Here is an 18,866-nt window from a genome sequence, read left to right on the forward strand (position 1 = left end):
TAAATTATTCTTCTAGCAAATTAAAGTCCTTATTCTGTTCCATTAAAGCCTTATAATCTTCCGAAGCTTTGACCTCTTTCAAATTTTTGTCGTACGGCCTGTCATCATTAATGTTTTTGTAATGATGTTTTGCATAATCGACAGCGAAGGAAGGTTTGGCTATTAAATCTTTGCGGTATTTATTAGCTGAAGTAACCGAGTGACGAGTCATAACCGCAGGGCCTTCAATAGTCCAGTCTGCTGTTTCTTTTTTGTCAAATCTACAGGTGTTACATATGAATTCATCCACTTCACCCCATTGGTTTTTTCGTCCAGTTACACGGATAATTTCTTCCCCTTTATACCATAAATGAACCTCGCCACAGCATTTATCACAATCTCTGTGTGCATCCATAGGTTTAGTGAACCAAACGCGGTTTTTGAAACGATAGGTTTTATCTGTAAGAGCTCCCACAGGACAAACGTCTATCATATTTCCGGAGAAATCATTGTCAATTGCTTGACCAATATAAGTGCTAATTTCAGCATGGTCTCCTCTATTCATTACACCATGACATCTACCATCTGTGATTTGGTCTGCAGTGTGAACACATCTGTAACATAAAATACAGCGGTTCATGTGTAATTGGATATTAGAACCGATATCTTCTTTTTCAAAAGTTCTTCTATCTTCTTCAAAGCGTTGGGTTTCGGTACCATGTTTGAAAGAAAAGTCTTGAAGATGACATTCCCCAGCTTGGTCACATACTGGGCAATCCAAGGGATGGTTTATCAATAAAAACTCTACGATTCCTTTTCTAGTGTCAACTACCTCTTCGTTGGTGTAGTTTTCTACTATCATGCCGTCTTGAGCAGGGGTTATGCACGAGGCTACCAACTTTGGCATTGGCCTTTTATCCTTTTCAGAGCCTTGTGTTACCTTTACTAAACATGCTCTACACTTACCACCAGATTTTTCTAGTGGCTTATAGTAACACATGGCAGGAGGTGCCACTTCTGGTCCTATTTGCCTTGCGGCTTGCAGAATTGTGGTACCTTGCGGAACCTCCGTTTCTACACCGTCTATTGTTACTTTTATACTATTCTCCATTTATTTAATGGGTATTAAATTATTCTCAGATATATATCTGGCTACTGTTTCTCCTACAAAGACAGAGCCTTTAGGTGTGAAATGACAATCATCATAAAAATACTCTCCGTTATTTGGTATTTCTTTATCTAGTGTAATAATTGGTATTTCCTGTTTTGAAGCTATTTCTACGACATCCGAATTCATTCTATCCATAGCCCCTTGCATGAATTCTTTTGAAAACTTGTGCTCCTTATTCTTGTTCATCCAGTGATACTTTTGAAGCGTAGTGTCTTTTGATGTCCAAGTGGTGGGTTGCGTCATAACTATTATAGGAATTTCATTTGCTTTGCAAATGCCAACAAAAGAAGTAACCATTTTTTTGTAGTAGTCAAAATCCACATGGTCTTTCGTTCCTAAAGGGAGTTCATTAGTAAGTAAAGGTGGGAGCAAGTGATCAGAAAATTGAATGTCTACACTGTCCGGTATAGGTCTATGTTTTCTTTCCTCTAAGTTGGCTGGGGCAGAAACTTTCATATTGATTTTGTTTCTGGCATTATGGGCCAAACGAAAAATTGCAGACTTACCTAAAAGGAGTTTAGGCCAATTGACCAGTTCCGAAGATTCATGAATGTCGTCAAAGCGGTGTAAATTATTGTCTCCAAGAAGGACATTCAAATCGTTTACTCCTGAGAAAAGGATAACCATATTAGGTTTAAGGTGGATGACTCTGTTTTGCAGAAGTGCTATGTGGTCAAACATTGCAGCACCAGCAGTACCACCATTATATACGTTTATAGGCTTGGAGGTTACTTTTTCAAGTTTCTGTTCTACCACTTGGCACCAGCTTTGGTTATAGGGGTAGTCATAACCTTGGGTAGTGCTACCGCCTATAGCATAAATACTGAATTCATCTCGGGTGGTATCTACGTCATCATTATGCCTGAAACCGAAATTATTGATATGAATGTCGGTCACAACACTAGAATCCATAGGGAAGAGTTCATTTGGCCTAAATAGAAACGCAAAGTCAGAGTTTCGGCTGTTTTGAAGTCTTACTACTTCCCCTGTGGAGTATGATTTTACTCTTAAATGATCATATGGGTCAGGTAATTTTACAAAGAATAACAGTATTACTTCCGCTATCAAAAGCGTAAATATGAATATTATCAAACTGTAAAATACTCTTTTCATTAGGCAAGTGTTTCTATTACTGATTTTGAATATATAGCACCTTTTGCTGTGGCTTGAGCAGGGTGTTTAATATGCCATTCAAACTCGTCTCTAAAATGGCGAATAGCACTTCCTACAGGCCATGCAGCTGCATCTCCGAGAGGACAGATAGTGTTTCCTTCTATTCTTTTAGCTACATCTACCAAGAGGTCAATATCTCTCTCGTTGCCAGTACCATGTTCTATTCTGTAAAGTACTTTCTCCATCCAACCGGTACCTTCACGACAAGGCGAACATTGCCCACAAGACTCATGACGATAGAATCGTGTAAAATTCCATGTATTTCTAACAATACAGGTTGTTTCGTCCATAGCAATAAAGCCACCAGAGCCTAACATTGTTCCTGAAACAAAACCACCTTCTGAAAGTGATTCGTATGTCATTAACCTAGGTTGGCCTTCAGCAGTTTTTAGAATAAGCTCTGCTGGCAAAATTGGTACAGAAGAACCTCCAGCTACCACAGCCTTTAAATGATGACCATCTCTTATTCCGCCTAAATATTCATCCGAATAAATAAATTCTTCTACTGGTAGACCTAATTCTAATTCGTAAACACCAGGTTTTTTAACATTTCCAGATGCCGAAATAAGTTTTGTTCCTGTACTTCTTCCAATTCCAATGGCTGCATAGGAATCTCCTCCGTTCTGGATTATCCAAGGTGTGTTTGCAATGGACTCCACATTATTTACTACAGTAGGGCATTGGTATAAACCTTTGACCGCAGGAAAAGGGGGTTTATTTCTTGGGTTACCTCTTTTGCCCTCCAAAGATTCTAAAAGAGCAGTTTCTTCACCACAAATATATGCTCCACCACCAGGTTGAACTATAAGTTCTAAGTCAAAACCTGAGCCTAAAATATTTTTTCCTAAGTATCCTGCTTGTTTAGCTTCTTCTATAGCCTTCTCTAAAATATGTATGACATACATAAGTTCACCTCTTACATAGATGAAAGACTTATTTGCTCCCAGAGCAAAACTTGATATAATCATTCCCTCTATCAATAGATGAGGGTTTTTCATCATTAAGTAATGGTCTTTGAAAGTACCTGGCTCAGATTCGTCAGCGTTACATACCAAGTAACGAGGCACACCTTCAGGTTTAGCCAAGAATCCCCATTTCATACCCATTGGAAATCCAGCACCACCACGTCCTCTTACTCCAGCTTTTTTGACCTCTTCTACCACCTCATCTGGAGACATTTTCTTTAAGGCTTTTTCTACGCCTAAATAACCTCCAAGCTTTTTATAAACACTGATGCTTTCAAGACCATCAGTACCTATATCTTTGGTCAATATTTTGATATTGTTTGCCATTAGTTAGTCTTCCTCAGGTCTTCGATAATCTCATCAACTTTTTGATTATCAAGGTGCATAAAATATTTTTCTCTTATTTGGAAACAAGGACCCCAACCGCAAGCGGCTAAGCATTCTACTTCTTTGAGCGTTATTAAACCATCTTCTGTGGTTTGTCCTGTTTCTATATTGAGTTTATCTCTTAAGTGAGCATATACTTCTTCGCCACCCATTACACAGCAAGGACCTGTTCGGCAATACTCAATTACGTGTTTGCCAACGGGTTTAAGGTGAAACATGGTATAAAAAGTTGCTACTTCGTATACTTCAACAGGCTGGATAGATAAGAGTCCGGCTACATAGTCCATGGTTTTTGAACTTAACCAACCAAACTGCTCTTGAGCCAAATGAAGAATAGGCAGTAATGCTGACTTCTGCTTACCTTCTGGGTATCGAGCTATTATTTCTTCAACTTTCTCAAGTCTCTCTTTACTGAAAACGATATTTTCTGTTAACTCAGGCATCTAATTCTCCAGCGATTACATTTAAACTACTCATTATGGCTACTGCGTCTGATATGGTTAATCCTTGTACCATTTCAGAGTAGGCTTGATAATATATAAAACTTGGTCTTCTGAAATGGAGTCTATAAGGTGCTCTACCACCATCACTCACTAGGTAATAACCTAATTCTCCATTTCCTCCTTCAACAGCATGGTACACTTCACCAATAGGAGCTTCTATTTCTCCCATGATAATTTTAAAGTGATATATTAAAGCTTCCATGCTTCTATAAACTTCCTTTTTAGGAGGTAAATAGTAATGATCTTCGTTTGCGAAATATGGTCCTTCAGGAAGGTTTTCTAGTGCTTGTCTTATGATTTTTAAGCTCTCCCACATTTCTGCATTTCTTACTTGGTAACGGTCATAGGTGTCTCCATTATGCCCTACGGGGATTTCAAATTCAAAATCTTCATAAGACGAGTAAGGCTCCATAGCTCTTACGTCATAATCTACACCTGCAGCTCTTAAGTTGGGACCTGTAAAACCGTATTCCATGGCTCTTTCGGCGGTAATACCTCCTACATTGATAGTTCTATCCATGAAAATTCTATTTCTACTTAGTAGACTTTCAAATTCAGCAAGAACCTTCGGGAAGGAATTATAAACTAAATCTTTGATTTTAGCCAAAGCAGTAGGAGAGAGGTCTCTTTCCATTCCGCCCACACGACCCATGTTTGTGGTGAGCCTAGCACCACATATTTCTTCGTAGATTTCATATATCTTTTCTCTTTCTTGAAAGACATACAAGAAACCAGAATATGCTCCAGTATCTACACCTAAAATAGAATTACATATTAGGTGGTCAGAAATTCTAGCTAATTCCATCAAAATTACACGAATGTATTGTGCTCTTTTTGGCACTTCTACATTTAAAAGCTTTTCTACAGTCATATGCCAACCAAAGTTATTTATTGGCGATGAACAATAGTTTAGTCTATCGGTGAGTGTAGTGATTTGATAGAAAGGTCTTCTTTCTGCAATTTTTTCAAAGGCTCTGTGGATATACCCAACAGTCTGAACGCCAGAAATTATCTTGTCACCGTCCATTTGTAGTACATTTTGAAATATACCGTGTGTGGCTGGGTGAGTAGGGCCAAGGTTAAGCGTAGTATGCTCGTTCTCTTCTACTATTGGTAGATTGAGAGCGAGTGCGTCGGAAGTTATTTTTGGTACGTTTAATTCTTCTGCCATTTTTTATCTTCCAAATAGTGCATCAATTTTATCTTCTCTAGTGGCATCTTCCAATGGGTATTCTTTTCGCATTGGGTGATAGTCCATTTCATCCATATTTAGAATACGAGTCAAATTAGGATGACCAGTAAATTTAATTCCGTAAAAGTCAAAGGTTTCACGTTCCATCCAGTTGGCTCCCGCATAAAGCTCACTAGCCGTAGGTATGTTTAGATCATCTTTTGAGAGGTAAGCCTTAATTCTTAGTCTAACTCCATTTTCAAAACTATGTAAGTGATAAACTACACCAAACTCTTTGCCTTTTGCATCAGGAAAATGAATACCCGTTATGTCTGTTAAAAAACGAAACCTAAGCGTGTCACTTTTATTTAAGTAGGTAAGAATATCGATGATGTCATTTGACGGGCAGGTGAAGGTTAGTAAGCCATGAGGCTCTTCAAATTCCGTAACCTTAGTGCCAAAATGGCCAACTAGTTCTTCAACTATTTCTTGGTGACTAATCATATATTGTAAGAGGCTAAAAGGGCTTTGTATTCTTCAGATTCACGCCTTCTGAGGGGTTCGTTTTTCGCTAGTTCTTGCACTTGCATTAGGCCATCTAAAATTTGTTCTGGCCTTGGTGGGCAACCTGGTACATAAACATCCACAGGTATTATCCTGTCAATACCTTGTAAAACAGAGTATGTGTCAAAAACGCCACCCGATGAAGCACATGCACCTACAGCCATAACCCATCTTGGTTCGGCCATTTGTTCATATACCTGTTTAACTACAGGCCCCATTTTTTTTGCAATAGTACCCATTACCATGAGTAAATCTGCTTGTCTTGGTGAAAAGCTAGGTCTTTCTGAGCCAAACCTTGAAATATCATAATGTGCCCCCATGGTAGCCATGAATTCAATTCCGCAGCATGATGTGGCAAATGGAAGAGGCCATAATGAATTACTACGAGCTATACCAATAACTTGGTCTAATGAAGTTGCAAAAAAGCCTGAACCTTCATATCCACTTGGTGCTTCTACTGTTTTTACTGTACTCATGAGTTTTGTTTAGTATATCTAATCTCGCTCCCAGTTTAATACGCCTTTTCTGATGATGTAGTAAAAGCCCGCCATAAGAAATGTGACAAAAAGTAACATCTCCATAAAACCAAACCAACCTAAGCTTTTAAAGTTGACGGCCCACGGATACATGAAAATGATTTCTACATCAAATAATACAAACAAAATGGCTATTAAGAAATATCTTACAGAAAGTGGAGACCTTGCGTCGCCTTCTGACTCAATACCACATTCAAATGGGCTTTCTTTAACATTGCTTTTTAGCCTTGGGCCAATAAGGTGTGTTATCACAATTGTAAATCCGACAAAACCTGCCGCTAAAGCAAATTGAAATATTATCGGTAGGTATTCCTGAGGTAAATTACTGTTCATTTTGTCTTGTAATCAAGATGCAAAATTACCACTACTAAGAGTGTTTTCAAAATTGAACAGAAGGTAAATTGAACTTAAAAATAAGCTAGAAATATTCGTGATGGCTAGAAATAGAATATTTGGGAGAAAGTATTTAATAATAAGGTTAATTACCTAATTTTTATTCAACCATGATTTTGCCAGTGAATTTACTTCTATTGTTTTTGACCTTTAAAATGTATTTTCCATGTGGTAAATTCAAGAATTCGAATGTCTTTGGTTCGTCAAATACTTCAACATATTCTGAGAAACGTGGTTTACCTTGTAAATCAAAAATGGTTACCGTGGCTCTATCCACATCTTCTAGAGTTTCTATTGTGATTCTATTGTCTGTAGTAGGATTAGGATAGTAGCTGAAACCATTTTTACTACCATCTAAGTAATATTGGAAGGCATTTGAAGTGTCAGATATACAAACTTTTTGCGTTCCGTTTTTAAGCTCATAGCTTTTTAAACCTTGTAGTTTATAGTCTCCAGTTCTAACAGCTTTAATATAGGGTCTGTTACTTTCAATCTGAGTATTGTTAACACTCCATTTATAGATAACATTTGCTGTATCCGAGGTAAATATCGAGCTTAATGTGAAGGTACCTGTTTGAATAATAGTTGGATTCTTTGGCTTTTCTAAAACCACTATTTCTTTGATGTCAGAAGGTACAGACATACAGCCAAATTCATTTTTGGTTCTTAGGTATACTTCTCGCGTGTTTGTAAGTTCAATTTCGTCGCTAGTATGTCCTGTACTCCAGTTATATGCATAGGCAGGTGTGGCTTTAAGTAGAACAGACTCGTCATCGCATACTTCTAAACTCCCTTCGGATATAATAGTTGGTTTGCTGGGAATAGGGTTAACCAAAATGTTAATAGTATTTGAGGTCGATGTACAGCCAAACTCGTTGGTATTAATTGCGAAGTATTCTCCAGTGTTTTTTATGACTAATTCTTTAGAAGTCACACCAAGGTTCCACTTCATATTTTGCTCATTTTGAACTCTTAAAATGGTAGAATCCCTTTGGCAAAGAACGTCTAAACCAAGGTTTTCTATGGTTGGTTTTTGAGCTGCTGGCTTAATGGTTACATTAACGGGATTGGATTCTCCTTGACAGCCAAAATCATTTTTAGCCTTTAACGTAAATGTTCCAGAGGTGTTTATTTTTAGCTCAGGCTCTGTAGAGCCTGTATTCCACTCTATACCGTTGTTAAGGTTAGAACGAAGTATTAATTCTTCGTCAGAACAGATATCTAATGGCCCTGATGCAATTATTTCTGGAACAGGGGTAGGGTAGTTCTTGATTTGAATTTTATCGCTTTCTGCTCCGCACAAGTAGAGGTTTACATGTGTCAGGAAATAACTGCCTTCTTGGCTAGCATAAATACTTTGAGCATTTTGACCGGTGTTCCAATAATTCCAATAAGGCTTGTCAGTTTTAAGTTCAACGGATTGCCCTTGACAAAACTCTGTTGTTCCTAATGCCTGAATGTTTGGCTTAACTGGATATAGCGAGTTCTCAAACAGGATAGGGGCAGAGTAGTATACATTCCCGTATATGTCTTTAGCCATTGTTTGATGATAACCCGGGCCAACCTTGATGTCTCTTTCGTTAGAGCCATTATTCCATTGGTAGGAAGAATAACCGAAAGGGGCCCTAAGACTCATAGGTTTGGTAGGGTCTTCGTTTCCACAATAAGATTCTAGCTGAACAGGCGGATTACCATAGGTTGGATTGGAATAAGCAAAAAACTCAGAAGACATGTAGTTATTCCATTGCCCAGCTACTTTGGAAAAGCCGGTGGTAGAGAAATGCACGCCATCTACTCTGTCTAAGATATCATCAGTGTTTGGTCCAGGGAAAACATTAGAATTATGGGCAATAACTGAGTTTTGAGCGTCAATTACTGGTTGGTAAAACCTATTCTTGTCCTTAGATACTCTGGCCACCATCCAAGAAATGTTTTTACCCGTTCTGTTATTAGTTTCTGAAATGATTTGATTTAAGTCATTATAGTAAGACTGAAAATCTGTACTTAAATAATTGTCGCTTTCTCCTTGATGCCATAAGATGGCTCTTAATCCAGTTAAGTTTGTGTAATAATGAAGGGCATCGGTAATACTTCCGAAAGGATAGCCAGGAGGTGCTTGATTATAGGAGTATGGGTTGGTACCTTTTCCCCCTTGTGATGATTGTACAAATTGAGAAACTTGAAAGCCTTCCCAAGCCGCATTCATAAATAGTACGGGTACGTTTAGTTTGGTAGCGAGTAAGTCGCCTAGTTCTCCCCAGTACCAGGCTCCTTTGCCTGTGGGAGCAATAGAAGAACCAGCATCTAAATGACCAAATGAAGGAAATATTGGTTGGTTATAGCCTTCGCTGAAAAAATTTGAAACTACGTTTACTCGGTCATCATATGCTCCACGTTGCCCACGGCCATAATAACCTTGAGCATTGGATTGCCCAGAAATTAAAAAGACTTCTCCTACTCCGAACTTATTGATTGTTGTTTCGGCCACTACCTGACCTTCCAAAATACCTCTAACTTTCAGCTGGTACCATCCACCTTGAACTACCAAAGAGCCACGATAGCTACCGAAGAAAGGTTGAGCAACTATAGATGTCCAGTCTATAGCCTGTCCGCCTTGAATAGGAATGAGTTTAGCCTCAATTCTATCCATTCTCTTTCTATAATTTCCAGCTATATAAACGATAGTGGCATTGCCATTATTTCTTTGAAATACAGCTCTCTCAGAAGGGAAGGTTATGTCAATATCCTGTCCAAATGAATTTGTATAGCAGCAAGCTAAAAGAATAAAAAGTCCTTTTTTTAAAATTCCCATCTAACCAAAACGGTTTTCTATTTTTAAAATCAGTTATAAAAAAGCACATTTTTTCAGGGGGAATTATTAAGCAAGATTATCCCAGAGAATATCTTTTAACTCGTTAATTCCTTTTAGGTTTAGGGATGAAAAGAAAACCACTGGAATATCCTGAGGTAATTTTTTCTTTATTTCTTCAAGGTCTTTATCTGTCTGAGTGTCTATCTTAGAGATACCCAAAATCCTGTTTTTGTCTAATAACTCAGGATTATATTTTTTTAATTCGTTTAATAAGGTTTGGTATTCAGCTTCAACGTCTTCACTTTCAGCAGACACCAAAAAGAGTAATATAGAGTTACGCTCTATATGTCTCAAAAACCTTATTCCAAGCCCCTTTCCTTCTGCAGCACCTTCAATAATGCCAGGAATATCCGCCATTATGAATGACTTATAATCGTGGTATGCTACAACACCCAAATTAGGTGTAAGTGTGGTAAAAGCATAATTGGCAATTTCTGGCTTTGCAGCCGAAACTACGGAGAGCAAAGTAGATTTTCCTGCATTGGGAAAACCAACTAAACCAACATCAGCTAAAACTTTTAACTCACAAATAACCCAACCGTCTTTACCAGGTTGGCCTGGTTGAGCGTAATGAGGGGTTTGCTTGGTAGAAGATTTGAAATGTGTATTTCCCAAACCTCCCATACCACCTGCGAAAAGAATTTCTTCTTGACCATCTTCAGTGATTTCAGCTAATAGTTCTCCAGTTTCAGGGTCTTTAACAACTGTTCCCATAGGAACTTCTATGATTACATCTTGACCCTGAGCTCCGGTACTTCTACTACCGCTTCCACGAACTCCTTTACTTGCTTTAATGTGTTTCTGGTATCTCAGATGGATTAATGTCCATAAATTGCGATTCCCTTTTAGAATCACGTGACCGCCTCTACCGCCGTCACCTCCATCTGGTCCACCTTTGTCAACCATCTTCTCCCTTCTAAAATGAACTGAACCCGCACCTCCGTCTCCGGATTGGCAGTGAATTTTTACGTAATCAATAAAATTCGATGTCATTGAAAGAATTAGTTTAAAACTAGAAAGTAATAATTGAAAAATTAAGCCAGAAGCTAGAAAATGATTTAACGGTTTATCTGATTATCAATGGCTTTGGTAATATTTGCAAAGATATCATCTATTGCTCCAACTCCTTCGATTTTTATAAGCTTTGCTTGTTTTTCATAGTACGGAAGTACATGAACAGTTTTTTGGAAGTACTCGTCTATTCGTCTAATCAGTTTTGTTTCGTCGTCATCGGCTCTGCCGCTTACTTTTTTTCTTTCAGCAATTCTTTGTTTTATTTCGTCCTCATTTACATCTAACTGCAACACAAGGCTAATTTCTTCATTTTTCGCTTTTAGAAAAACATCAAGAGATTCGGCCTGTGCTACCGTTCGTGGAAATCCATCAAAAATAAAGCCAGAAACGTCAGGATTGTTATTTACCTCTTCTTCCAACATATTAATGGTGATAGAGTCTGGCACCAAAATTCCTTCTGAGAGTAGTTCTTTAACCTTTTGGCCTAGCACCGTATTTTGTGTAATGTGCATTCTGAACATATCTCCTGTAGAAATATGAGCAAGATTATACTTTTCAATAATTTTGGCAGACTGGGTGCCTTTTCCTGCCCCTGGAGGCCCAAAAATAACAAGATTAAACATGAATAGATTTTTAGATTAACTTTCGACAAATTTAGGACTATTTGTCAAATGAGAAGATATAACTTAAGTAAACAAAAAAAGCCTGGCAATGCCAGGCTTATATTTTGTGAAGAGTTCTTATTTACCAGGCTCAGTAGCAGTGCTATCTGTTCCTGTGCTATCGCCTTCCATTTCTTCAATTTCAGGCTCAATTCCTAATATTGAATTTTTAAGGTCAATTGCTCTTTGATTAGTTGGGTCATATTTAAGAAGTTCGTCAACATAGACCATTGCTTTCTCTGTATTCTTGTTAACCAACCACTCTTTACCAGCTAGATAACTGTAAGCTTCAGAAAGATTTCTAGCATCAGCTGCTTTTTGTTCCTCTGGAATTAGAGAGATGTATTTTTCATACATTTCCGAAGCAATAAAGGTAGTATCTTCTCTGTTTATGTTTATTTTGGTTCTAGCACTCATTAAATACGGCATAGGCCATGAGTCCTTATAGGCTGCTTTTACCTTATCAAAAGTAGAATCAGCTTTTTCGAAGTTTTTCGTCATATACTGAAGAGAGCCCAAAGTCCAAAAGTCTTGTCCGTTTGGTTTCTTTTTATTGTCAATAGATTTCTTTACAAAGACTAATGCGTTGTCATAGTCTCTCTTCTCCTGGAAGTATCTTCCTAATTCTGTGTAGTACTCGTAAGTAGTATCATTCATAGAAACAGCCTTATCCATATTTTGAATTGCTAAAGCTTCGTTTGCTGCTGGTTCTTCATCATCAGTAGCTTTAGCTAAGAATGCTCTTCCTATGAAACCATAATCTAATCCAAAGATTTCCTCTTTAGAAGCAACGCTAGTATATTTCTTTAAGTCAGCTATGGCTTCGTCATACTTACCTTGCTCAAATTTAGAAATACCAGCTAATCTGAAAACTATTGGGTCTTCATTGCAAGACTCAATTTCTTTTATCTTAGCTAAAACATTGTCAAAATCTTTTGCTGTAAAAGCAAGCTTGGCATATCTTAAGTTAGCCATACAGTCGCCATCACCATTTTCAAGGTATTTCTTTGCAGCTTCAGCAGCCTCTCCCCATTTCTGGTATGTTTGAAGTAAAGAAGATTTATAGTAGTAGGCTGGTGCATGCGTTGGGTCAGCCGCAATTGAATTGTCGATGGCTGCTTGTGCTTCTGGGTAGTTTTTACCCTGTAGCCAAATCTTAGCCATGAAAGAATAGATTGCTGCTTTATCTTTAGGATTAAGTCTTTCAGCATTTCTCAAAGCGTTCATCAAATCACCACCCTCATTCATTATGTCGTAAGCTTTGGCTTTAACTACATAATATTGCGGATTATCAATTTTTTTAACCTCTAAAGCTTTATCAATTAAAATGATAGCTTCGGCTGGGTCGTTTGACCAATCGAACATGGTGTAAGCCTCGGCAGCTCTGTAAATAAGTTCAGAGTCTTTAGCTCCTCTACCTTTACCAATCTCGTCTTCAATAAGAAGTTTTGCTCCAGCTAAATCTCCTTTGCCAATTTTTACCATGGCAAGACCAATGTTATTTAATGGATTGCCTTTTTTGTCAAGAGCATTTCCTTTTGTAAAAACTTCTTGAGCTTTGTCAAGGTTTTCTTTAGCATTCGGCGTGCTTAAATAGTATCTACCTAACTCAAAATAATTTTCAGCCGTTGGATTTGATTTAACTAAATCTGTAAATGTTTCTTCAGCTAATATATAACGTTCGGCATTTAAATGTTTAAGGCCTTCATCTACTGATTGGGCATTGCCATTTAAAGCTGTCAGCATTAAAACTGAAAAGCTAAATAACAGTGTTTTCATAATCTTCTTCATCTTCACTTCCAAGTTAAGGTTTGTATTTCTGTTAAATTAAAGTCTGCAAATTTATAAAAATGTGGCTTAACCAAAAGCCTTTAGCTCCACAAACTAATGTTTTTTTTATGTTTTAGTTAGACTTTTTTAAGTTTAATAGGATTGTAAAGGATTTGTTAATAGAAAATATTCTTATTCTACTACTTCAAAAGGGTCACTTGAGGTAAGTTGATAATTCTTAGGAATGAGGTAAAATGGTTGAAGTCCCATTTTCTCTACCACAAGTTGACCTATCTGAGTACAAGCAAATCTTATAAAGCCCATTGCAACTCCCCAACCATTCTGGGTGGTATGAAGATATATTATTTTGACAAAAGGGTATTCTTGACTCTTAATTGTACTTAAGGTTGGGTAAACAGGCTTTTCTGAAGTGGTAGTATTTATACCTAGAATTTTTATTTGGTTTTTTAAATTCATGGATTTTTTATCATCCTCATCGCTAATCCAGTTAAGGCCTATAAGACCAATTGCATTCTTATTTTTCTGTACCTGTTCAAAAACCTCCAAGGTTCCGTTGGTAGCGAAAATATTAGATTTGTTTATATCTTTTATGTCAAATTTTGACAGCATCATGTTTAGGTTACTTGAGCTACTATTGTCAAAAATAAGTTTTAAGTTGGACTCTTTACCTTTAAGTATGGCTTCTATCTCTTCTATGGAAATACTGGAGAGATCACTTTCTTTATTAGCGATAAGTGTAACAGCATCTAGAGCCATAATGGCAGGGTGATATTCTCTATTACGTTGGGTATAATATTTCTGTTCCTCCGAAGATAGTTCTCGGGAAATCATTATTAATTCTGCGGAATCTGAAAGCATGTAATTCACAGCCTTCTGCTCAGGTAAATATTGTACGTTAAATTTTGCCTCTGGATAATGTGCTTGATATGCACCAATTTCGGCTTCTGCTATTGGTCTAAATGATTCATCAACAGCCACGGTTATTTCTCCCCTAGCTACAGATAATTTATCGGTTTCTTTTGGGTGAGAGCAAGAAATTAGAAAGGTAAGGACGAGGCTTGTTAGAAATAAGTTTTTCATATGAAGAGCATTTATCATAAATACGATAATTATCGCAAATGGTTTTAGAGAGTCTTTTAAAAAAGAACAGGTCACTTAAAGTGACCTGTTTTTCCAAATACGGTAAATTCTAAATATCCCGTAAACTATGAGTACTCCTCCTAAGGCATAACTGACATTAGGTGGTAAGCTTGACATAAACCATTGCTTATCTATAATATAGGCACCAATGATTATATATAACAAGCCCATTGTAACATGGAGAATAACTTTTGTCAATTCCCATAGTTTTTTAGGGTCCTTACGTCCAAGCATTACTCAAGTTGATAAAATACTGGCATAGTAAAGAATACACGAACATTCTTACCGTTTTGACGTCCAGGATTCCATTTTGGCATAGCTTTGATTACACGAATTGCTTCTTCATCACAGCCAAAACCAATTCCTTTAAGAACATCAATTTTACCTATTGAACCATCTTTTTCAACAACGAACTTCACAAATACTCTACCTGAAATGTTAGCTCTTTGAGCTGCTGGTGGGTATTTTATTTTAGAAGCAATGAACTTATACATTTCTGTTGTTCCTCCCGGAAATTCAGGATTTTGCTCTACCGCAGTAAAGATTTGTTCTTCTTTTGGTTTACCAAGGCCAGCTGGTTTTGTGATAGCTGGAGGTGGTGGAGGTGGTGGCGTAAATACATCAGTCACATCCTCACCTTCTACATCTTGTGTAGATACAATGGCATCTTCCAAATCTTTATCTTCTGGAGGAGGCGTTTCAATAATTACCTCTTCATCAGCCTTAGGCTCAGGAGGTAAGAATTGAACTTGTTTAAGTTCTGGTGGTGGTGGTGGTGGTTCCTCCTCCTCTGGTGGCGGAATGTCAATTTCCTCCTCCTCTTCCATTTCCTCTTCCAATGCAGATAAGTCAATCTCTACAGAGGTTATTTCTTCTGGTGCTAAATTAGGAACAACAAATTTTTGGTATCCCCAAGCACCTCCTATAAGCAAGAGACATGAACTAATGCCATATACTGCTGCTTTTGTCAGAAATTTGGAATAATTCTTTCTCAAGAAATAAGCACCGTAGGTCTTATTTCTATGTTCAAAAATTATATCATCCAAATTTGCTGGACTGCTATTTTTATTATTATCCATTTCTTAAGGAATTTAAAATTATTCAGCAGGTATTGGCTTACCTATTTTTGTATAATAGGCTTCCTTTTCTACTTGTTGCAATTCCACTACGGCCTTCTTATTACTTTCAGTAATGGCCATCTCATCCAGGATATCAACCGAATTCTTCCAAGTAGACTCGTCACTTGGCTTAATGATTACGGTCCAATTCTCTGGGCTTAGAGCTTTGCTTTTCTTTGAAAGAATAGCGGTTCTAATACCTTCTTTTGAATAATCTGTCTCCACTAAGTCGTCAGCGGTTACTTCTTTCAAAGGTTTCTGGTACCAGAAAACTCTATTGTCTTCACCTAGTATGATAGTAATAGTGTTAGAAACTTTAATATCAAGTTCTTGTTCTACTCTATCTTCCGGTGGTAACTCCTTAGGTGTGTTATACACCATTGTATTCGGCTTACTGAAGGTGGTAGTGTAAATAAAGAATGTGATAAGTAAGAAACCTAAATCCACCATTGGTGTCATGTCTGGTTTACCTGCACCTTTCTTTACTTTCGATTTACCTTTACCTCCGCCGGAATCTTTTACTTGTACTTCTGCCATTGTTATTTCTCGGTTTTGGTTATCAGTTGAAACTTATTCAAATCTGCCGCACTGAATTCTTTAAATAGATTTCTTAAAGAAGGATAAGGTGTGCCACCGTCTCCTCTTACAGTAATCTTAGAACCAGAAAATGATTCACCGAAAGTTTTTACCCAATCAACTAGCTCGTTGTCTGTAGAGTCTAACGGGATTCCTGTTAGGTCATAAGACATTCTTTGCTCTTCTGTTAAATTGATATAAGCTTTCAATTGTTTCATTGGTACACCTACTTCCGACAATGTAGAGAAACCCACAATCTCTTTATTAGATAAACCAAGGTTGTATTTATCACTTAAAATCTTTGCAAAGTCATCTCTTTGAGATGGATCTACAATGCCGAAATAGTATTTCCCGTCTTTGTCAATTGACACCATAGAGGCATCAGTTTCAGGGATTAAATCTAAGGATATGGAAGATGGAGTATCAATAGTTACTGTTTCTTCACTCTTAAATGAACTAGCCATAATAAAGAATGTCAATAACAAGAATGCCACATCACACATCGCAGTCATGTCCATTGAAGGACCATGTCGTTTTGGTTTTACAGCTGCCATATATTTTTCTTTTAATGCTTAAAGTTAAACAATTATTCTAATTAACTAAAGAATTAGTTGATTAATTATTAGCAGAGAAAGTTTGCTGTAAGCTCATTCCAATTTCGTCAATCTTAAATGTAAGACTGTCAATTTTGCTAGTAAACAAGTTGTACATGATAATGGCAACGGCTGAAGTTCCAATTCCAAGACCTGTGTTAATTAGGGCCTCAGCAATACCACGAGCTAGCTCAGCAGCATCAGGAGCTCCTCCACCTTCACCAATGGCGAAGAAAGAACGAATCATACCAAGTACTGTACCTAGAAGTGCAATAAGCGTAGCAACAGAACCTAAAGTAGAAAGGATAGTTAAGTTTTTCTCTAACATAGGTAGCTCTAAAGAAGTAGCTTCTTCGATTTCTTTCTGAAGAGCAGCTAATTTTTGGTCTTTAGTTAATTGAGTTTCACCAACCAATTGATTGTACTTAGCTAGAGCAGTTTTTGCAACATTTCCTACAGTACCACTTTGCTTGTCACATTCTTTTATAGCGTCTGCCAAGTTACCAGCAGAAACCTGAGAACGAATTTTTGCAACAAATGCATCTAAGTTTCCTTTTCCTGAAGACTTACCGATAGTGATAAAACGCTCAATAGAGAAAACGACTACAATTAAAAAACAAGTAATAAGGATTGGTACAATAACACCACCAGAGTAAACAATTCCTAACATGTTAGATGGGTGATGTTTTACCTCAGGATCGTCAAAGTTAGCACCATCGCCAAGAATGAACATCCAGATGCAAATACCAATTGCCAACAAAATTGGAATGATAATACCTGCATTAAGTCCTCCACCTTTTTTTGGTGCTGCCGCTTTTTTTGGTGCGGGTTTCTTTGCCGCAGGAGCTGTAGTCTTTTTTTCCATTAGATTAGAATTTTTGGGGTTTTTGATTTAATAAAACCGTTTGTTATAAAAAAAATATTAATTGGTTTCGAAAGAACGCTAAAACTGATTTAAGTAGTCAGATTCTAAACAAAACTTTGGCAATTCTAAGGAAAATACCTTAGAACCTAAAACATTTACGATTCCTTTTTTTATGGCTGCTTCATTTTTTTATGATTTTACCTTAGACCGCTTTAGAGTCGTTGGAAGGCTTTTTTATGCGAAAAACTCATATTTTGTTATTTAGCGGATAGGTTAATTTCTGGTCAGAATTGTAGGTTAAGTAGATGGACTATAATCGAAAGGAGACAATTGGGTTTGATTTAACGATTAACTTGTAATCTTTCTGCTCTATTGGCGACTTCCCATGCAGTGTGGAAAACTAGCCTAGTAATGTAGGAGTATTTAGGGAATATTATTTTTTCAATATCATCACCGGGTTTGTGATAATCTTCATGAACACCCGTAAAAAAGAATATTACGGGAATATTATTTTTTGCAAAATTATAATGGTCAGAACGGTAATAAAACCGATTTGGATCCTTTTCATCGTTATAGGTATAGTCGAGTTTATATTTAATATATTTCTTATTAACCTTCTTGCTTATTTTATCTAAGTCGGAAGATAGCTTATCTGCCCCTATGAGGTAAACGTATTCGTCTGTCTCGTGATGTTGGTCCTTTCTTCCTATCATATCAATATTAAGATTGCAAACTGTATTAGCAAGTGGAATGGCGGGAGCAAAGTCTGCATAGTATTTACTACCTAAAAGCCCTTTTTCTTCTCCAGCTACTAATAAAAATAGTATACTTCTTTCTGGACCGTACCCTTCATTTTTAGCTTTTGTAAAAGCTTCTGCTATTTCTAGTATAGCAGCAGTACCACTACCGTCATCATCAGCACCATTGTTTATTTCCCCATTACTGTCAATTCCTATGTGGTCATAGTGGGCAGAAATAACAATAACTTCTTCTTTTTTTGATTTACCAGGTAGCAAACCTAGGATATTCATGGTTGACCGTCTTTCAAAGTTTGGCGGCACTTCACTGTCTGCTGCTAGTAATTTTTGTAATTTACCTTGTACTGCTACATCAAACCATTGAAAATATGATTTATACTCACCTAAGTCTACTATGCGTTCCAAACCCAGTTTCTCAAATTGACCTGCTAAGTAATTTGCCGCCTTGTATTGACCTTTGGTTGTAGTTTCTCTACCTTCCATATCATCAGAGGCGATAATCTCTAGATGCTTTCTTAAATCAGAGGTAGTAATGGTTTCTGCATAAATCTTTGATTTGTTTTGGGAAGTGGCCTCATTAATAGATAATAAACTCGAGAGGAATATTAGGACAAAAGGAGTTTTCATTCTGAAAA

19 protein-coding genes are annotated in these 18,866 nt (G+C 37.2%); all 19 read right to left on the reverse strand.

Annotation, left to right across the window (positions count from 1 at the left end; all coding sequences use genetic code 11):
• Positions 1-4 precede the first annotated feature (4 nt).
• The 19 genes from AADJ06_RS12595 to AADJ06_RS12685 all read right to left on the reverse strand — a co-directional run bounded on the left by AADJ06_RS12595 (position 5) and on the right by AADJ06_RS12685 (position 18,858).
• Positions 5-1,090: a 2Fe-2S iron-sulfur cluster-binding protein gene (locus AADJ06_RS12595; protein ID WP_341226817.1), complete on the reverse strand. Its 1,086-nt coding sequence runs from the start codon at positions 1,088-1,090 to the stop codon at positions 5-7.
• Positions 1,091-2,263, reverse strand: coding sequence for an SGNH/GDSL hydrolase family protein (locus AADJ06_RS12600; RefSeq protein WP_341226818.1), 1,173 nt, complete (start codon positions 2,261-2,263; stop codon positions 1,091-1,093).
• Positions 2,263-3,615 (reverse strand): NADH-quinone oxidoreductase subunit NuoF, encoded by a 1,353-nt coding sequence (nuoF, locus tag AADJ06_RS12605; protein WP_341226819.1) that lies wholly within the window; start codon positions 3,613-3,615, stop codon positions 2,263-2,265. Before nuoF ends, AADJ06_RS12600 begins: the two co-directional genes overlap by 1 nt.
• Complete coding sequence (gene nuoE, locus AADJ06_RS12610) at positions 3,615-4,118, reverse strand: NADH-quinone oxidoreductase subunit NuoE (protein ID WP_341226820.1); 504 nt, start codon at positions 4,116-4,118, stop codon at positions 3,615-3,617. Before nuoE ends, nuoF begins: the two co-directional genes overlap by 1 nt.
• Positions 4,111-5,349 carry an NADH dehydrogenase (quinone) subunit D gene (nuoD, locus tag AADJ06_RS12615; protein ID WP_341226821.1) on the reverse strand — a complete coding sequence of 413 codons (1,239 nt, stop codon included), beginning with the start codon at positions 5,347-5,349 and terminating at the stop codon, positions 4,111-4,113. Before nuoD ends, nuoE begins: the two co-directional genes overlap by 8 nt.
• Positions 5,350-5,352: 3 nt before the next feature.
• Positions 5,353-5,853, reverse strand: a complete 501-nt coding sequence (locus AADJ06_RS12620; RefSeq protein WP_341226822.1) for an NADH-quinone oxidoreductase subunit C — start codon at positions 5,851-5,853, stop codon at positions 5,353-5,355.
• A complete protein-coding gene (locus AADJ06_RS12625) occupies positions 5,850-6,389 on the reverse strand; it encodes an NADH-quinone oxidoreductase subunit B (protein WP_341226823.1) in 540 nt (179 codons plus the stop codon). The genes AADJ06_RS12620 and AADJ06_RS12625 overlap by 4 nt, the downstream gene beginning before the upstream one ends.
• Positions 6,390-6,407: 18 nt before the next feature.
• Positions 6,408-6,782, reverse strand: a complete 375-nt coding sequence (locus AADJ06_RS12630; protein WP_341226824.1) for an NADH-quinone oxidoreductase subunit A — start codon at positions 6,780-6,782, stop codon at positions 6,408-6,410.
• Positions 6,783-6,942: 160 nt separating this feature from the next.
• Positions 6,943-9,654 carry a sialate O-acetylesterase gene (locus tag AADJ06_RS12635; protein WP_341226825.1) on the reverse strand — a complete coding sequence of 904 codons (2,712 nt, stop codon included), beginning with the start codon at positions 9,652-9,654 and terminating at the stop codon, positions 6,943-6,945.
• 66 nt (positions 9,655-9,720) lie between these two features.
• Positions 9,721-10,707: a GTPase ObgE gene (obgE, locus tag AADJ06_RS12640; RefSeq protein WP_341226826.1), complete on the reverse strand. Its 987-nt coding sequence runs from the start codon at positions 10,705-10,707 to the stop codon at positions 9,721-9,723.
• Positions 10,708-10,772: 65 nt separating this feature from the next.
• Positions 10,773-11,351, reverse strand: coding sequence for an adenylate kinase (locus AADJ06_RS12645; RefSeq protein WP_341226827.1), 579 nt, complete (start codon positions 11,349-11,351; stop codon positions 10,773-10,775).
• 117 nt (positions 11,352-11,468) lie between these two features.
• Positions 11,469-13,169: a hypothetical protein gene (locus AADJ06_RS12650; protein ID WP_341226828.1), complete on the reverse strand. Its 1,701-nt coding sequence runs from the start codon at positions 13,167-13,169 to the stop codon at positions 11,469-11,471.
• Positions 13,170-13,352: 183 nt separating this feature from the next.
• Positions 13,353-14,261 (reverse strand): substrate-binding domain-containing protein, encoded by a 909-nt coding sequence (locus tag AADJ06_RS12655; protein WP_341226829.1) that lies wholly within the window; start codon positions 14,259-14,261, stop codon positions 13,353-13,355.
• Between the two features lie 75 nt (positions 14,262-14,336).
• Positions 14,337-14,555, reverse strand: coding sequence for a hypothetical protein (locus AADJ06_RS12660; protein WP_341226830.1), 219 nt, complete (start codon positions 14,553-14,555; stop codon positions 14,337-14,339).
• Entirely contained in the window at positions 14,555-15,400 is an 846-nt protein-coding gene (locus AADJ06_RS12665) for an energy transducer TonB (protein ID WP_341226831.1), read from the reverse strand. The genes AADJ06_RS12660 and AADJ06_RS12665 overlap by 1 nt, the downstream gene beginning before the upstream one ends.
• Before the next feature lie 18 nt (positions 15,401-15,418).
• A complete protein-coding gene (locus tag AADJ06_RS12670; protein WP_341226832.1) occupies positions 15,419-15,976 on the reverse strand; it encodes a biopolymer transporter ExbD in 558 nt (185 codons plus the stop codon).
• 2 nt (positions 15,977-15,978) lie between these two features.
• On the reverse strand, positions 15,979-16,569 hold the full coding sequence (locus AADJ06_RS12675) for a biopolymer transporter ExbD (protein WP_341226833.1): 591 nt from the start codon (positions 16,567-16,569) through the stop codon (positions 15,979-15,981).
• 61 nt (positions 16,570-16,630) lie between these two features.
• On the reverse strand, positions 16,631-17,473 hold the full coding sequence (locus tag AADJ06_RS12680) for a MotA/TolQ/ExbB proton channel family protein (RefSeq protein ID WP_341226834.1): 843 nt from the start codon (positions 17,471-17,473) through the stop codon (positions 16,631-16,633).
• 341 nt (positions 17,474-17,814) lie between these two features.
• Positions 17,815-18,858, reverse strand: a complete 1,044-nt coding sequence (locus AADJ06_RS12685; RefSeq protein ID WP_341226835.1) for a M28 family peptidase — start codon at positions 18,856-18,858, stop codon at positions 17,815-17,817.
• Positions 18,859-18,866 lie beyond the last annotated feature (8 nt).

This window comes from uncultured Arcticibacterium sp., assembly GCF_964021845.1.
In the GTDB taxonomy this organism is placed as follows: Bacteria; Bacteroidota; Bacteroidia; order Cytophagales; family Spirosomataceae; genus Arcticibacterium.

What these genes read in the sequence shown, in the direction of transcription:
- obgE (WP_341226826.1), bottom strand. Translation starts at nt 10,707, where the DNA reads ATGACATCGAATTTTATTGATTACGTAAAAATTCACTGCCAATCCGGA.
- AADJ06_RS12680 (WP_341226834.1), bottom strand. Translation starts at nt 17,473, where the DNA reads ATGGAAAAAAAGACTACAGCTCCTGCGGCAAAGAAACCCGCACCAAAA.
- nuoF (WP_341226819.1), bottom strand. Translation starts at nt 3,615, where the DNA reads ATGGCAAACAATATCAAAATATTGACCAAAGATATAGGTACTGATGGT.
- AADJ06_RS12635 (WP_341226825.1), bottom strand. Translation starts at nt 9,654, where the DNA reads ATGGGAATTTTAAAAAAAGGACTTTTTATTCTTTTAGCTTGCTGCTAT.
- AADJ06_RS12595 (WP_341226817.1), bottom strand. Translation starts at nt 1,090, where the DNA reads ATGGAGAATAGTATAAAAGTAACAATAGACGGTGTAGAAACGGAGGTT.
- AADJ06_RS12665 (WP_341226831.1), bottom strand. Translation starts at nt 15,400, where the DNA reads ATGGATAATAATAAAAATAGCAGTCCAGCAAATTTGGATGATATAATT.
- AADJ06_RS12660 (WP_341226830.1), bottom strand. Translation starts at nt 14,555, where the DNA reads ATGCTTGGACGTAAGGACCCTAAAAAACTATGGGAATTGACAAAAGTT.
- AADJ06_RS12670 (WP_341226832.1), bottom strand. Translation starts at nt 15,976, where the DNA reads ATGGCAGAAGTACAAGTAAAAGATTCCGGCGGAGGTAAAGGTAAATCG.
- nuoD (WP_341226821.1), bottom strand. Translation starts at nt 5,349, where the DNA reads ATGGCAGAAGAATTAAACGTACCAAAAATAACTTCCGACGCACTCGCT.
- AADJ06_RS12625 (WP_341226823.1), bottom strand. Translation starts at nt 6,389, where the DNA reads ATGAGTACAGTAAAAACAGTAGAAGCACCAAGTGGATATGAAGGTTCA.
- AADJ06_RS12655 (WP_341226829.1), bottom strand. Translation starts at nt 14,261, where the DNA reads ATGAAAAACTTATTTCTAACAAGCCTCGTCCTTACCTTTCTAATTTCT.
- AADJ06_RS12675 (WP_341226833.1), bottom strand. Translation starts at nt 16,569, where the DNA reads ATGGCAGCTGTAAAACCAAAACGACATGGTCCTTCAATGGACATGACT.
- nuoE (WP_341226820.1), bottom strand. Translation starts at nt 4,118, where the DNA reads ATGCCTGAGTTAACAGAAAATATCGTTTTCAGTAAAGAGAGACTTGAG.
- AADJ06_RS12630 (WP_341226824.1), bottom strand. Translation starts at nt 6,782, where the DNA reads ATGAACAGTAATTTACCTCAGGAATACCTACCGATAATATTTCAATTT.
- AADJ06_RS12620 (WP_341226822.1), bottom strand. Translation starts at nt 5,853, where the DNA reads ATGATTAGTCACCAAGAAATAGTTGAAGAACTAGTTGGCCATTTTGGC.
- AADJ06_RS12645 (WP_341226827.1), bottom strand. Translation starts at nt 11,351, where the DNA reads ATGTTTAATCTTGTTATTTTTGGGCCTCCAGGGGCAGGAAAAGGCACC.
- AADJ06_RS12600 (WP_341226818.1), bottom strand. Translation starts at nt 2,263, where the DNA reads ATGAAAAGAGTATTTTACAGTTTGATAATATTCATATTTACGCTTTTG.
- AADJ06_RS12650 (WP_341226828.1), bottom strand. Translation starts at nt 13,169, where the DNA reads ATGAAAACACTGTTATTTAGCTTTTCAGTTTTAATGCTGACAGCTTTA.
- AADJ06_RS12685 (WP_341226835.1), bottom strand. Translation starts at nt 18,858, where the DNA reads ATGAAAACTCCTTTTGTCCTAATATTCCTCTCGAGTTTATTATCTATT.